We start from the raw sequence: 15,361 nt of genomic DNA on the forward strand, positions 1-15,361 counted from the left end.
GACGCGCATGCGCTCAGCTCATATCGTTATCAACACGGTTGGGTCATTGGGCGATCTGTTTCCGTTTCTGTCGGTCGGGTTGGCGTTGCAGGCGCGCGGGCATCGCGTCACCGTTGCCACGCACAGCATGCATCGCGCGGCGGTAGAGCAAGCGGGGATGCGCTTCGCCAACGCCAGCGGCATGCCGCAACCCAATGACATGGCCGCGTTTACCGAACGCGTCTTTCATCCCGTACACGGACCGCGTTTGCTAATACGCGATCTCGCCGGCACCGACGTGCGCGAGAGCTACACCAAGCTGCAATTGATTTGCGAGGATGCCGACGCACTCATCACCTCGACGCTGGCCTTTGCCGGTCAGATCCTTGGCGAAACGCTTAGCGCGTCCGGGCGATTGCACTGGGTGTCGGCCATCCTTGCGCCATCCAACGTATTATCGATTTATGAACCGCCTATCGTGGGCATAGGTTGGATCGATGCGCTCACGCACAGTCCTTTGCGAGGCAAGCGCATCCTGCAGTGGTTGACGCTGATGCGCTTGCGCAGCTGGACGGGCCCCGTGCGCGCGTTCCGGCGCGAACTTGGATTGCGACCGGAATCCAAGCTTGGCCATCCGCTTCAGCATGGTCAGCATTCGCCCGATTGCGCCCTGGCGTTGTTTTCGCCACTGCTTGGTTCACGGCAACCGGATTGGCCACCCCAACTGCGTATCACTGGCTTTGCGCACTACGCGCAACCGGGCGCGAAGATGGATAGCGAGCTTGAAGCGTTTCTGCGCGCGGGTTCGCCGCCTTTGGTCTTTACGCTAGGTTCCACCGCTGTCCACATTGGCGCCGATTTTCTGCGCGAAAGCTTGCAAGTCTGCGAGCAGCTGGGACGTCGCGCGCTGCTCTTTACCGGTTCCTCCGACATACGTGCTTCGCTACCGGACACGCTACCTTCCTACGCACACGCCGTCGACTACGCGCCGCACGCGGCTGTTTTTCCGCATGCCGCGGCGATCATTCATCATGGCGGCATCGGCACGAGCACCGAAGCGCTGCGCGCTGGCCGGCCAATGCTGGTGGTACCGCACGGTTTCGATCAATACGACAACGCCGAACGACTCAAACGTCTGGGCGTGGCGCATGCGCTACCGGCGCGCGAGTACCGCGGCGATACCGCCATGCCGCTGTTGAAAGATCTCCTCGACGATCCGGCTTACGCGCAACGTGCATGGCGTTGTGCCGAAGCAATCCATGCCGAACACGGCGACACCGTTGCCGCGGACCTGATCGACGCCAATTTGCGCGAACGCTTTTAGCCACTTGCCTGCGCGCACCCTGCCAAGAGACACCCTCGAAACGTGACTTTCTGCAGATGGGAGTGTGCAGGGCACGGGCGTAGTTTTCGCGGCATTGCCCCTGTACATGAAGTCCGGGGCGTCGCCGGGGAAGCTGAAATGGATCGTCGCATTGACCGTCGCACATGTCGCACCGTTGCCCCAACACTGATTGCGCTAGTGATGGCCGCGCCTGCCTTTGCCGCGAGCCTTCCGCAAGATGGCGATGCGGTAAAAGGATCAGGACATCCTGGTTGCGATCGTGTCGACGCAAAGGTCTGTGTACAGCAAGCGATCGATGCGATGGGCGGTGAGCGACGGCTCATCGGCATTCACAGCGCCAGCTACGACGTCATCGGGCACACCGTGCTGTCGGAGCAGTCGTACCGGCAGCAACCGTTCATCACCTCGTATGAGCGCGACAAGGTTGTCGTCGATTTCGACAAGCAGCGCATCGTTCGCGATGTGCACATGACCTGGCCCGAATCCGATCCGCATCAAGCCGATCTCGATATCACCCTGATCACGGCACAGCAGGGCGGCGTCTATCACAGCAAGCAGGGTGACTCGCCGTGTTCGCTGGCCGATCTGGACAACGCGAACGACACACTCACGCTAGGGCCTGAACGCCTGCTGCTTAACGCGGCCGCGGCAAGCGATCTGCATTACGCACCATCGCAATGGTTGCGGGCTACGCCGCACAGCGTTGTTGAATTCACCTGGCAGGGTGTGCCGGTCAAGGTACTTCTGAACGCTTACAACCACCTGCCCGACGCCATGGAGCGCACGCGCACGTTCAAGGACATGTGGTACGCCTGGGGCGATGTCGACCAGCGCATTTATTTCGACAACTGGCATGTGGTGCAAGGCGTGGTGTATCCCACCAACAGCATCGATCAACGCAATGGCGTGTGGTACGCGTCCACGCAAGTACTCGATCCTGCGTTCAATGTCGCCATTGACGACAAGAAGTTTGCGATGGATGCCGCCGTTGCGGCAAAGAGCGCTCAGTCGAAAGGCTGGAACAGGGAGTTCAGCGATAAAAAGCGCACCGAACTTGCGCCCGGCGTCGAGCTTTATCAGGGCTCTTGGAATACGACGATCATCAAGCAGGACGATGGCGTAATCGTGCTCGAAGCGCCGATTTCAGCGAGCTATGTGAAGGGCATTCTTGCCAAGGTGCGCAACGAATATCCGAATGCACCCATCAAAGGCGTGTTGAGCACCTCCGATTCATGGCCACATATGGCCGGTGTGCGGGAAGCTGTCGCCGAAAACGTTCCAGTGTACGTGCTCGATCTCAACAAGCCGATCGTGGAGCGGGTGGTGAGTGCGCCGCATCGGTTGCAACCCGATGCGCTTCAATCCAATCCCAAGACACCGCATTGGGTGGTCGTGGGCGATCGGCTGGAAATCGGTCACGGTGCCAATCGCGTCGAGCTGTATCCGCTGCGCGGTGCGTCGACCGAGCGGCAGTACATGGTTTATTTCCCCGAACACAAATTGCTTTATGCGAGCGACACGCTGGTCATCAACGACGACAAGACGCTCTACGATCCGGATCTGATGGTCGAAGTGCTGCAAGCCGCTGCGCGCGAACATCTGCAGGTCAACACGGTGTATGCGATGCATCAGGGGCCGACACCATGGGCGGATGTGCAGCATCTTGTCGACCAGGCGATGAAGCCGGAAAATGCGAATAAAACGGCAAGCTGATGCTTGCGTCCTTCCCCGGCGTGCGGGGAAGGACGCAGCTTATCAATCGGCTGGCACGCAGCGGCTGGTTGCCCATTCGCGCAATGCCTGAACCTGTTCGTGCATCAACACGGACAAGGGCTTGGTTTCATGCAGTGCATTGAGCAGGATGTTCTGATCCAGCGCACTGGCATTGCCGCCTACGTCGTAAAGCGCGCTAACGACCGCTTGCTCGATTTCCGCGCCGGAGAAGCCGTCGCTCGCGGCGGCGAGTGCGTTCAGATCGAACGCGTCCGGAGCAATTTTTCGTTTCTTAAGATGCATCCCGAAGATCGCGGCGCGCACTTCGGGTCGCGGTAGATCGACGAAGAAAATTTCGTCGAAGCGGCCCTTGCGCAACAATTCCGCGGGCAATTCGTTTACCGCATTGGCCGTGGCGACAATGAATACCTTCGATTTGCGCTCTTCCATCCATGTGAGCAGATAGCCCAACACGCGGCGCGACACACCGCCGTCGTCACCGCCACCGCTGGCGAGACCCTTTTCGATTTCGTCGATCCACAGCACGCACGGTGAAAGTACTTCGCAGCTGGAAAGCGCTTCGCGAAGATTCTTCTCCGTTTCGCCCTGGTACTTGTCGTAGAGCGAACCGAAATCCAGGCGAATCAAGGGAACACCGAAGCCGCCTGCCACAGCTTTTGACGCAAGGCTCTTGCCGCAACCCTGCACGCCAAGCAGAAGCACGCCCTTCGGCGGATCGAGCGTCGGATTCGGGTCGGGATTCAAAAATACGGCGCGGCGCCGTTGCACCCAGTCGCGCACATGATCGACGCCTGCCACATCGGCGAAGTTCGCCGTAGCGTATTCGTAATGCAGCAAACCAGACCGGTTGAGCAGCTCGAACTTGGCTTTCATCAATTCCGGCAAATCGTCGGCATTCAACGCGCCGTCGTTGTAGATCAGCTTGCGTACGATCTTTCGCGCATCGGTGGCAGTCAGGCCGATAAGATTGCGCACGATGGAGCGCGCCGCGTCGTTATCCACCGGCAGTGCGCGATTGTTTTCACGCTGCCAGGCGGCGGCTTCGCCGCGCAGGATGCCCGCCAGTTCTTTAACATCGGGCAGCGCCAGCGGTACGCGCGTGCAGAGCGCCTCCAGTTCCGGCGGCAACTCGACTTTTGCGCCAACCAGCACAAGCGTGTGAGCGGCGGAGTTTTCGCGCTGCACGATTTCGCGCACCTGCCGCACCGTCATCGGATATTGCAGACACGACATGAAATCGAATAGCAGGTAGATGCCGCGCTGTTCCGTGCCGCGAATGGCGGTGAGCGTAGCGGTGGCGTCCGGCGCCACCTGCTGGTCGCGCGGACCGTTGAAGTCCAGACGCTGCAAACCCTCCGTAAGTGTCCAGCTCCACAGCGGATATAAAGCCTGGGCGATGACGTGCTGAAAGCAGTCGATCACCCGCTGTTCGTCTACCGTTTCTATGACCAGCAAAGGCGTGGCAGCACGCACCAGCGTGGTCAGGTCATCAAGTTCGCTCATGCTTCCTCCCTGCGGAGACATACGGTAGCAGAGCTGTCACGACCGAATCATGGCGCCGGGCGTAAACTTGCGGCTTGCTTGCGGTGTTCTCCGACTTGCAGGACGCCGCCGATGCCCCAAGGTGACTACTTTCCAATGCATCCGGGAGAGTTCCATGCAGTTACGCAGCGACCATTTCGAGCACGGCAAACCGATCCCACCCCAGTTTGCGTTTGCGCGCCTCGCCAAGCCGATCGAGCTGTCGGACAACAACAATCCGCATCTGGCATGGAAAGGTGCCCCGGCTAGTACGCGTTCGTTCGTGCTCACCTGCATCGATACGGACGTACCGAGCAAAGCAGACGACGTCAACAAGGAAGGCCGCGAAATACCTGCCGATCTGCCGCGCGTGGAATTCGTGCATTGGCTTATGGCGAATATTCCGGTCGAATGCGGTGAACTCGCGGACGGATCGTGCAGCGACGAAATCACGCCGCACGGCAAACACGAACCATTCGGGCCGCCGGGCAGCGTGCAAGGCGTCAACAGCTACACCGATTGGTTTGCCGGCGATATCAACATGGAAGGCACGTATCTGGGATACGACGGCCCGTGCCCGCCATGGAACGACACCATCGTGCATCACTATCACTTCAGTATCTACGCGCTGGATACCGAAACGTTGCCGGTGAAACCAGGTTTCACGCTCGCCGAATTGCGCGAAGCGATGGAAGGCCATGTATTGGCCCACGCGACGCTTACCGGTACATACAGCCTCAACCCCCGCGTTCCCGCGTGAGGCAAATGTGACCGTAAGGATGAACGTAACCGTAAGGTAGAAGGCGTCCTAAACAGCCTTCACATGCAGACGGCACGCTTTATGGCACATGGAGTCGGGGGGCAACAGGTGTTGAACGCCCCTGGCTTCATGAGGAATGCCGTCATGCTGCATTACGCCCTGGTCTTTCTGGTTATTGCTGTCATCGCCGCCCTTCTAGGATTTACGGGCATTGCCGGTACCGCCGCGTGGATTGCCAAGGTGCTGTTCGTCCTGTTCCTGGCGCTTGCCGTGATCGCGTTCTTCCGGCGATCAACCTGAACGGGGCAGCGGCGGTTCATCCAACAAGGCGGTAAACAGGTAGAGTGAAAACCCTGCAATCGGAGAACGTCATGACCAAAGAAGTCCAGGAAATCCAGGCACAAGAAAATGGCATTCATGGCCGCATCGACCACGGCGCCGAACGCATCAAGCAAGCCACGTCCGACGCGGTAGCCACCAGCAAGGAAAAATTCGCCAAAGCGGCGGACCATGTCGAGGAAGGTGTGCACAAGGCCACCGACAAGGCAGCGAACGCGGCCAATCGCACCACCGATAAAGTAAGCGAAGCGGCCGAACGCGGACGCGAGGTTTACGATCAGGCCAAAGATCGCGCCGACGAATGGCTGGATGAAGTGCGCGACTACGTTCGCGAAAAACCGGTGCAGTCCGTAGCCATCGCGCTTGGCGCCGGCTGGCTGCTTGGCCGCATTCTTCGCCGTTAAGCGAATCACCAGCACGGGGGCGGGCGATGCACGATTCCGTGCGCGAGGAAGAGGTGGCCGGACAGGCCGAGCCACCGCAGGGACCGCCGCCTAGCGGTCTGATCAGTGAATTAGTGCAGCTTGCGCAGGGCGTGCGCAAGCTGTTCGGTGCGCAACTGCATCTGTTGGCTGCCGAGTTGGGGCTGGCGCGCGCGGCCGTCTCATGGCTGCTCGTCGCCGGACTGGCTGCAACCGTCACGGGCGTCGGGCTGGGTCTCACGCTGCTGGGTTTACTGGGCCTGGTGCTGGCCAAATGGCTGGGTTCGTGGATTCTCGCCTTCGTCGTGCTGGCGTTCCTGGAAGTGGCGTTCCTGGTCGGCGCGATTGTCTTCTTCCGTCGCTGCATGCACTGGATGAGCCTGCCCGGCACGCGGCAGGAATGGCGTGCGATCATGCACGACACATTGCAAAGGGCTGAGCAGGACGTCGAAGCCGGCAAGGGGAAGGGTGACGCATGAGTCTGTTCAAACAGCTGAAACGAGTGCACAAGGCGCGCGAGCGCGTCGCGGCGCATCGCAATGAGGTGGCCATTCCCGCTGCGGCGCTGCTCGAACGCGGATATCGGCATCCTTTGATGACGGTGGGAACGGCCGCAGGTGCCGGATTCGTGCTTGGCACACTGGGTGTCGGACCGCTGCGTGTGCCGGGCATGGCATCGATGCTGAGCGGCGGGATCGCGGAAGCGGTCGCCTATGGCACCCGGCTGATCGCCGAATTGGGCATGGACGGCGGCAGCACCGACACCGACAGCGACGACGCATGAGCGGCCCGCAACCGACGGTGTTGCCGGGCGGCGCACAGGACACCGCCGTCGCGCAAAAGCAGGTCACCAAAGAGGTCAAGCAAGCCACGCAAGGCGTGCATCGCTTGCGCAAGCATCTGCGTGCAATCCGCATGACGCTCAACGCCATGCTGATACTGGCGCTGCTTTATACCGCCGCCCTGGTCAAGGCGTTGGTGATTCCATTAGTGCTGGCCGCCTTTATCGGCCTCGCGCTCAATCCGATCGTTGCGGCCGGTGCACGGCATCGCATTCCGCGCTGGCTGGGTGCCATCGTATTGATGATCACGTTGATTGCCGCCATCGGCGCGGGCGTCAGCATGCTTGCGCAGCCTGCCGTGGGCTGGGTTCACAACGCACCGACAACGATCCACGCCTTCGGGTTGAAACTCGAACATGTGGCGCAGCCGTTGGAAGCGGCCAATCGCGCGACGCAAACACTCGTGAACGGACACGCGCCGCCACGCACGCAGTCCGGGCAGCCGAATCCATCCGATGTCGCATTCAGTGTGTGGGACGTGGTCTCCAATGCGCCGAAAGTACTCGCCGCGATCCTCACCGTATTGCTGCTGGTGTTTTTCTTTCTGATTTACGGCGATTTGCTGCTGCGGCGACTCGTCGAGATCGCGCCAAGCTTTGGCTACAAGCGCCATGCGGTTTCCATCGTGCGCGGTATTCAGACGGAAGTGTCGCGTTACATTCTTACGACGGTGGTGATCAACGTGTCGCTAGGCATGATCACCTCAGGCATTCTGTTTTTGTTGAACGTGCCCGATCCGTTGCTGTGGGGAACGGTGGCGATGCTCGCCAACTTCATTCCCTACGTCGGCGCCATCGTTACGACGACGATGTTGCTGCTGGTCGGCTTGATGCATTTCGACGACTTGCTGCACGGCATTCTTCCTGCGTTGTGCTTTGCAGGCGTGACTGCGGTTGAAGGCAACATGATCACACCGATGATTCTTGGGCGGCGCATGCGTATCAGCCCGATTGCGATTCTTATCTGGCTGTTGGTATGGGGCTGGTTGTGGGGTGTGCCGGGTGCGTTGCTGGCGGTGCCGATGTTGACCAGCGCGAAGCTGATTGCCGAACGCGTGCGCGGATGGGAATGGTTTGCGCGGATGGTGCAGCGCTAACACTAGTGTCACGCTGCGACATCCCTGCTCGTCATTCCGGCGCAGGCCGGAATCCAGTGTCCTCACGCTCGATTCGTGAGGAATACACCACTGGTATCGCCACTGGATTCCGGCCTGCGCCGGAATGACGGTGAGGAATTATTGTGCGGTGGCGACAGCGTTGGCTACTTGCGTGCAACTCGCGTCGTTGCAAGCCTGCCATCCACCACCGAGCGCCTTATAAAGCGAAACCGCTCGCGTATCGATGGCCGTCTCCGACTGCGCCAGATCATCTTCCGCCGCCAGCTGCACGCGCTCGGCGTCCAGCAACTCCAGATAACCCGTAGCGCCTTCCTTGTAGCGAATACGCGCAAGATCCGCCGCTCGCCGACTCTGTTCGCTCTGCGCCATCAACTGTTCCACGCGCTCATGCTCGGCGTTGTAACCAACCACAGCATTGTCGACATCTTCAATAGCCGAAAGCACCGCGCGTTGATAATTCGCCTGCGCCTCATCGGCGCGCGCCTCGCTCGCATGCAAATTGGAACGCACACGCTCCACATTCAGCCCGGACCACGTGATGCTCGGGCCGATGGAGAACGCACGCGAGGCCGGACCGCCGAAGTCGTTGCTCTGCCCGGCCAGGAAGCCGAGGAAACCGCCAATGGAAATATGCGGATAGAAATCGGCTTTCGCTACACCGATGCGCGCTGTGGCTGCGGCGTATTGCCGTTCGGCGACGCGAACATCAGGACGGCGCGATAGCACATCCTCGGCCTTGCCAATCGGCAACACCGTCGCGATCGGTTTGAACGTGGCAGGCGATACATCGACGTCCAATTCACCCGGGCGTTCGCCCACCAACACGGCAAGCCGATATTCGTATGCTTTGGATTGCGTATCGAGCACTGGCAACTGCGCTCGTGCCGCACTCAACTGCGCGCTGGCGCTGGCGACATCCTGCTCCGACGCGGTACCGATCTGCGCACGCGCCTGAATCAGTTTCAACGTATCAGCCTGGTTGTCGATATTGCGCTGGGCGATGGCGAGCCGCTGCTGTGTGCCACGCAACTCAAAATAATTGCGCGCGACTTCCGCAAACAACGTCACCTGCGCATCGCGCAATGACGCTTCGCTTGCGCCCACGTCGGCACGCGCGGCTTCCACGTTGCGCCGCACGCCACCGAACAGATCGATTTCCCACGATGCGTCAAAACCCGCTTCGTACGTCTTGATCGGTATGCGCTGCGTCGTAAAGCCGGGTTGCTGTTCAATCGCGCGGCTATAGGCGACATCGGTATCGATGGTCGGCAGCTGGTCCGACTTGGCGCCGCCAAGCAGTGCGCGCGATTCATCGAGTCGCGCGACTGCGATATGCAAATCCAGGCTGCCCTTCGCGGCACGCTGAATCAACGCATCCAGCACCGGGTCGTTGAACTGCTGCCACCATTGCGCTTGGAACTGATCGGCATTCTCGCGTGCCGCATCGACACCCTGCACATTAGCAGCAGGCGTTGCCGGCGTTTTGTAATCCGGCCCAACGCTGGCACAACCGGCCAGCGCGAGGGCGGCAAACAGTGCCGTATTACGAATAAAGCGTGTCATCTCAATGGCCCTCCAAAGCGGGCAACGTGGATGCGTGCTGTTGTTTCTTGCGCGCTTCGCGGCGTTCCACCACGGCGCGGATCAGCACATAGAACAAAGGCGTATAGATCAGGCCGAAGATGGTGACGCCGAGCATGCCGGAGAACACCGCCACACCCATCGCGTGACGCATCTCCGCACCGGCACCGTGCGAGGTCACCAGCGGGACGACGCCCATGATGAACGCAATCGACGTCATCAGGATCGGGCGCAGTCGCAGGCGAGCCGCTTCCAGCACCGCTTCGTGACGGCTCATGCCTTCATGCTGACGTTCGCGCGCAAACTCCACGATCAGAATCGCGTTCTTGCACGCCAAACCAACGAGCACGATCAAGCCGATCTGCGTGAAGATGTTGTTGTCACCACCGGACAGCCATACACCGGCGATCGCGGAGAGCAACACCATCGGCACGATCAGGATCACCGCCAACGGCAGCGACCAGCTTTCATACAGCGACGACAGCACCAGGAACACCAGCAGCACACACAACGGGAACACGAGAACTGCGGTGTTGCCGGCGAGGATTTGCTGATACGTCAGTTCGGTCCATTCGTAGCTCATGCCATTGGGCAGATTGTCGTTCGCCAGCTTTTCCATCGCCGCCTGTGCCTGGCCGGAGCTAAAGCCTGGCGCAGGGCCGCCGTTGATTTCGGCCGTCACGTAACCGTTGTAATGCATCACGCGTTCAAGACCGGCCGTGCGATGCACCGTCACGAACGAACCCAAGGGGATCATGTCGCCCTTCGCGTTGCGCGTCTTCAATTGCGAGATGTCTTCCGGTTCGTGACGGTAGCCCGGCTCGGCCGACACGTTCACCTGATAGATGCGTCCAAAGCGATTGAAGTCGTTGACGTAGAGCGAGCCGAGATACGCCTGCATGGTTTGATCGACATCGGCCAGATCTACACCCTCGGCTTTTGCTTTCTCGCGATCCACATCAGCATCGATCTGCGGCACGCTCACCTGATAGCTGGAGAACAACCCAGCCAGCGCCGGCACCTTCTGGCTCTGCGCAATCAGGTTCTGCGTTTGCTTGTACAACTCATCGAAACCAAGCTGTCCGCGATCCTCGACCTGCAGGCGGAAACCACCGATCGTGCCGAGGCCCTGCACGGGCGGTGGCGGGAAGATGGCGATGTACGCATCCTGGATCGACAGGAACTTCTGATTCAGCGCCCCGGCAATCGCACCGGCTGACAACGACGGATCGCGGCGTTCGTCAAACGGCTTCAACGTCACGAACACGATGCCCGCGTTGGTGCTGTTGGTAAAACCGTTGATGGAGAGACCGGGGAATGCCACCGCACTTTCGACACCGGGTTGCTTCAAGGCAATCGCCGACATGCGCTGAATGACATCTTCCGTGCGATCGAGCGACGCAGCGTCAGGCAGCTGCGCAAACGACACCAGATACTGCTTATCCTGCGCAGGTACGAAGCCCATCGGCACATGGCTGAAACCAACCCACGTCAGGCCGATCAGACCGGCATACAACACCAGCGCCACCGGACCTTTGCCGACGATGCGACGCACGGCGCCGACGTAGCGATCCGATCCGCGATGGAACATGCGGTTGAAAGGACGGAACAGCCAACCAAAGGCTTTGTCGATCCACACCGTCAGGCGATCTTTCGGTGCGTCGTGACCTTTGAGTAGCACCGCAGCGAGCGCCGGACTCAGGCTCAACGAGTTGAACGCGGAGATCACGGTGGAAATGGCGATTGTCAGCGCGAACTGGCGATAGAACATGCCGGTCAGGCCGCTGATAAACGCGGTCGGAATAAACACGGCGCACAGCACGAGTGCCGTGGCGACAATCGGGCTTGTCACCTCGTTCATCGCGCGACGCGTCGCTTCGCGCGGCGTGTAGCCGAGTTCGATATTGCGCTCGACGTTCTCCACCACGACGATGGCATCGTCGACCACGATACCAATCGCCAGCACCAGGCCAAACAGCGATAGCGCGTTGAGCGAGAATCCGACCAGATACATCACCGCGAATGTGCCGATCAACGAAACCGGCACAGAAACCAGCGGGATGATCGACGCGCGCCACGTCTGCAGGAACAGGATCACCACGAGCACGACGAGGAAGATCGCTTCCAGTAGCGTATGAGCGACGGCCTCAATCGAGCCGCGCACAAATACCGTCGGATCGTAAACGATGCTGTAGTCAACGCCTTCCGGGAACTCCTTCTTCAGCTCGGCCATGGTGGCGCGAACTTCATTGGAGATTTGAATGGCGTTGGAACCCGGGCGTGCAAAGATCGGAATCGCGACGGCCGGTTGGTTGTTGAGTAGGCTGCGCAGCGCGTATTGATCGGAGCCAAGCTCGACACGTGCGACGTCGCTCAAATGCACCACGCTGCCATCGGCATCGGTGCGCACGATGATCTTGCGGAAATCGTCGACGGTGCTGAGGCGGCCCTGCGTGTTGATATTGAGCTGGAAGTCCGTGTTGCCCGGCACCGGCGGCGCATTCAGCGCACCGGCCGCCACGGCCACGTTCTGCTCCTGGATCGCGTGCACGACGTCGCCGGTGGTCATGTTGCGTTGGGCGAGCTTCTGCGGGTCCAGCCAGACGCGCATGCTGTATTCGCCGGCGCCGAAAATCTGCACGTCGCCAACACCGTCGAGGCGAGCAAGCAGGTCCTTCACGTGCAGGCGTGCGTAGTTCGACAGATAGAGCATGTCGTAACGCTTATCGGGCGACGTCAGATGCACGACCATCGTCAGGTCGGGCGAACTCTTCTGCGTCGTCACGCCAAGGCGTTGCACTTCTTCCGGCAGCTTCGGCAGTGCCTGCGCCACGCGGTTCTGTACTTCGACCTGTGCGTTGTTGAGATCGGTGCCGAGCGCAAACGTCACCGTCAGCGTCATCGTGCCGTCGCTGGTGGCCTGCGAGGAGGTGTAAAGCATGCCTTCAACGCCGTTGATCTGCTCTTCCAGCGGTGTGGCCACTGTTTCGGCAATCACCTCCGGGTTGGCGCCCGGATAGCTGGCGTGCACCACCACGGTGGGCGGCACGACTTCGGGATATTCGGCAATCGGCAATTTGAAGACGGCGATGCTTCCCGCGATCACGAAGATCAGCGACAGCACCGCAGCCATGATTGGCCGATCAACGAAAAACTGGGCAATGTTTTTCATGGTTTGGTTCTCGATCGTTCTTGCCGTAAAGGCCCCCTCTCCCCTCCGGGGAGAGGGTTGGTGAGAGGGGCTGGCTTTGCGTTTGCGTTCAATACGCGAGGGCTTCGATGCGGTTCGGTCGCAAGAGCCGCCCCTCACCTCGGTCCTCTCCCCAAAGGGGAGGGGAAGAAGGCGTCAGCCTTGCGGGTGCTTTGGCGTAGCGGTATTCGCCTGCGCGGTGCGCGTGTCACTGCCATCCAGATTGGTGGCTGCCGCATCGACCAGTGCTTTGTCTTGCGGATCGAGGCGTGAGTCCATCGCGACCTGTTGCGGTGTCACTTCTGCACCAGGACGTACGCGCTGCAAACCGTTGATGACGACGACATCGCCCGCGTTCAAACCGTTATCGATCACGCGCAATCCGTGAAACAGCGGGCCGGTATCGACCTTGCGGTACTCCACCTTGTGCTTCGCATCGACTACATAGACGAATTGATTGCCCAGATCGGTGCCCACGGCACGATCATCGACCAGCAAACGCGGACGCGGCTGACCGCTTTGCAGACGCACGTGTGCGTACAAACCGGGTGTCAGCAATCCGCCTTCGTCGTCGAATACCGCGCGCAGGCGCATGGTTCCGGAGTTCGCATGCACCTGGTTGTCGACAAAGTCGATGCGGCCGATGTGCGGATAACCCTGCTCATCGGCCAGACCCATCGTTGCTTCGATGCGTGCGGCGCCACCGTTCTTGGCAACATCGCGGCGCAGACGATCCAGTTTCAACCACGTTTGTTCATCGACATCGAAATATACGTAGACGGGATTGATCGACACGACGCTGGTCAGCACATCCGAACTGGTCACCAGGTTGCCCGGCATGATGCGCGCGTTGCTTACGCGGCCATCGATCGGTGCACGCACCTGTGTCCAATCCAGGTTGAGCTTTGCGGTGGCAAGCGCAGCAGTGGCGGCGGCGAGCGTTGCGTTCGCGCTTTGTTCGCCGGTGCTCATGCTGTCGGCGTCTTCCTGCGAAATTGCGTGTTGTTCAAGCAGACGCTTCGCGCGTGCCGCATTGGCCTGCGCCAGCCCAAGTTGGGCCTGGGCTTGCGCGCGGTTGGCGGTCAGCCTGTCCACTTCCGCCTGGAACGGGCGCGGGTCGATGCGGAACAGCACATCGCCCTGATGCACGTCAGTGCCTTCCTTGAATTCCACAGAGTTTACGTAGCCGCCCACGCGCGGGCGCACATCGACGGTGTCGACGGCCTGCAGCTGGCCGGTGAAATCGGCGCTGTCGCTGACCGGGCGCACCATCGCCTCGGCCACGGTGACCTGGGGCAGGGCTGCGCCCGCGGCGGCTTGGGCATGCGCGCCGTGGCTGCCTAAAAGAGCCCAGCTGCCGCCAATCGCGACAACGACCAGGCTGGCTAGAATGGTTTTCTTCAACATCTTTCTCGCTCCCTCTCTATACCTTCGTGCCGCAATGCAGCACGATCAGGGAACGGAATATTAGGTATACTAACCAGTATAGAAAACCCGTTTAGTAATCATATGACTCGTGACTCTCAGTCACGAATGGGTGCATAATCGGTCCCATGGAAGACTTTTCAGCTATATCCGCCTTCGTTCGTGTGGTCGAAGCCAAGAGTTTTGCCTCGGCGGCTGCCCAATTGGGCATGACGCCGTCGGGTGTCAGCCGCGCGGTATCCCGTCTGGAAGAGCATCTGGGTGCCCGATTGCTGTTCCGCTCCACACGTGCCCTGCGTTTAACCGACGATGGGGCCTCGTTCTACGCACGTTGCAAGGAGATCCTTACCGATCTCAACGAGGCGACCGAGGCGCTGGGGTACGCCAACCGCAAACCCAAAGGCAAGTTGCGAGTGGGCATGTCGGTCTCGGTGGGACGTGCGGCGATCATTCCGCAGCTCAGCGACTTCGAGCGCCGCTACCCGGATATCCGGCTCGAACTGATGATGTGCGACTACCCCTACGACCTCAACGAGGAAGGCGTGGACTGCGCCATCCGCATGGGTGAGCTGGAGGATTCCAGCCTTATCGCGCGCAAGATCGGCTACTTCCGGAATGTGCTGCTTGCCTCGCCGGAGTACCTGCAGAAGCACGGTTCGCCGACCACCATCGACGATCTGAAAAATCATCGCTGCATCAACTACGTGTATCCCAACGGCCGTCCGCGTCAGTGGCAGTTCGAAACGCCGACTGGCCGCGTCGATGTGGACGTCGATGCGCACATGCTTATCAACGACGGCGAATCCGTGATCCAGGCTGCGGTGGCGGGGCTGGGCATCATCCAGGCGCCGCACGTGCTCGCCGCCTGCATGCTCGATTTCGGAAAACTCGAACCGATCATGACGGACACGGTTTCCACCGGTAAATCGGTATGGATCGTCTATCCCCAGAAGAAACATCTGTCGGCGCGTGTGCAGGCGTTTATCGAATGGGCGCGTGAGTTGTTCGAGCGTCCGTTCGAATCGGTCTGCCAGGTGGCGCCGGGGCCGATTGTCGAATCGTTTATGCCGAAGAAGGAAAAGCCGGCGACGCGTACGCAGTAATGC

13 protein-coding genes are annotated in these 15,361 nt (G+C 60.3%); 9 read left to right on the plus strand and 4 right to left on the minus strand.

Going from position 1 to position 15,361, the window contains the following annotated elements:
• Window positions 1-7 precede the first annotated feature (7 nt).
• Both EKH79_RS13300 and EKH79_RS13305 read left to right on the plus strand, forming a co-directional pair.
• The gene (locus EKH79_RS13300) at window positions 8-1,303 is read left to right on the plus strand and encodes a glycosyltransferase (RefSeq protein WP_158621250.1); all 1,296 of its coding nucleotides are present in this window, start codon (window positions 8-10) and stop codon (window positions 1,301-1,303) included.
• A gap of 138 nt (window positions 1,304-1,441) precedes the next feature.
• Complete coding sequence (locus EKH79_RS13305) at window positions 1,442-3,037, plus strand: MBL fold metallo-hydrolase (RefSeq protein WP_126674299.1); 1,596 nt, start codon at window positions 1,442-1,444, stop codon at window positions 3,035-3,037.
• A gap of 42 nt (window positions 3,038-3,079) precedes the next feature.
• On the opposite strand, the gene EKH79_RS13310 is transcribed toward EKH79_RS13305, so the two are convergent.
• Entirely contained in the window at window positions 3,080-4,561 is a 1,482-nt protein-coding gene (locus tag EKH79_RS13310) for an AAA family ATPase (RefSeq protein ID WP_126674300.1), read from the minus strand.
• A gap of 154 nt (window positions 4,562-4,715) precedes the next feature.
• Between EKH79_RS13310 and EKH79_RS13315 the strand changes: the two genes are divergently transcribed.
• From EKH79_RS13315 to EKH79_RS13340, 6 genes are all read left to right on the plus strand, one after another.
• Complete coding sequence (locus tag EKH79_RS13315; protein WP_126674301.1) at window positions 4,716-5,339, plus strand: YbhB/YbcL family Raf kinase inhibitor-like protein; 624 nt, start codon at window positions 4,716-4,718, stop codon at window positions 5,337-5,339.
• Window positions 5,340-5,483: 144 nt separating this feature from the next.
• Window positions 5,484-5,639, plus strand: a complete 156-nt coding sequence (locus tag EKH79_RS13320; RefSeq protein ID WP_126674302.1) for a DUF1328 domain-containing protein — start codon at window positions 5,484-5,486, stop codon at window positions 5,637-5,639.
• Between the two features lie 71 nt (window positions 5,640-5,710).
• Window positions 5,711-6,082, plus strand: coding sequence for an ElaB/YgaM/YqjD family protein (locus EKH79_RS13325; RefSeq protein ID WP_126674303.1), 372 nt, complete (start codon window positions 5,711-5,713; stop codon window positions 6,080-6,082).
• A gap of 26 nt (window positions 6,083-6,108) precedes the next feature.
• A complete protein-coding gene (locus EKH79_RS13330) occupies window positions 6,109-6,579 on the plus strand; it encodes an ABC transporter ATP-binding protein (RefSeq protein WP_126674304.1) in 471 nt (156 codons plus the stop codon).
• A complete protein-coding gene (locus tag EKH79_RS13335) occupies window positions 6,576-6,884 on the plus strand; it encodes a hypothetical protein (protein ID WP_126674305.1) in 309 nt (102 codons plus the stop codon). The genes EKH79_RS13330 and EKH79_RS13335 overlap by 4 nt, the downstream gene beginning before the upstream one ends.
• Window positions 6,881-8,038 carry an AI-2E family transporter gene (locus EKH79_RS13340; RefSeq protein WP_126674306.1) on the plus strand — a complete coding sequence of 386 codons (1,158 nt, stop codon included), beginning with the start codon at window positions 6,881-6,883 and terminating at the stop codon, window positions 8,036-8,038. Before EKH79_RS13335 ends, EKH79_RS13340 begins: the two co-directional genes overlap by 4 nt.
• Window positions 8,039-8,176: 138 nt before the next feature.
• On the opposite strand, the gene EKH79_RS13345 is transcribed toward EKH79_RS13340, so the two are convergent.
• From EKH79_RS13345 to EKH79_RS13355, 3 genes are all read right to left on the minus strand, one after another.
• Window positions 8,177-9,622, minus strand: coding sequence for an efflux transporter outer membrane subunit (locus EKH79_RS13345; protein ID WP_126674307.1), 1,446 nt, complete (start codon window positions 9,620-9,622; stop codon window positions 8,177-8,179).
• Window position 9,623: 1 nt separating this feature from the next.
• Window positions 9,624-12,812, minus strand: coding sequence for an efflux RND transporter permease subunit (locus EKH79_RS13350; RefSeq protein WP_126674308.1), 3,189 nt, complete (start codon window positions 12,810-12,812; stop codon window positions 9,624-9,626).
• A 174-nt stretch (window positions 12,813-12,986) separates the two neighbouring features.
• The gene (locus tag EKH79_RS13355; protein ID WP_126674309.1) at window positions 12,987-14,237 is read right to left on the minus strand and encodes an efflux RND transporter periplasmic adaptor subunit; all 1,251 of its coding nucleotides are present in this window, start codon (window positions 14,235-14,237) and stop codon (window positions 12,987-12,989) included.
• Between the two features lie 146 nt (window positions 14,238-14,383).
• Here EKH79_RS13355 and EKH79_RS13360 point away from each other — a divergent pair, with 146 nt between their 5' ends.
• A complete protein-coding gene (locus EKH79_RS13360) occupies window positions 14,384-15,358 on the plus strand; it encodes a LysR family transcriptional regulator (protein WP_126674310.1) in 975 nt (324 codons plus the stop codon).
• The last annotated feature ends 3 nt before the right edge of the window (window positions 15,359-15,361 follow it).

The organism is Dyella dinghuensis, from assembly GCF_003977615.1.
Lineage (GTDB): Bacteria > Pseudomonadota > Gammaproteobacteria > Xanthomonadales > Rhodanobacteraceae > Dyella_B > Dyella_B dinghuensis.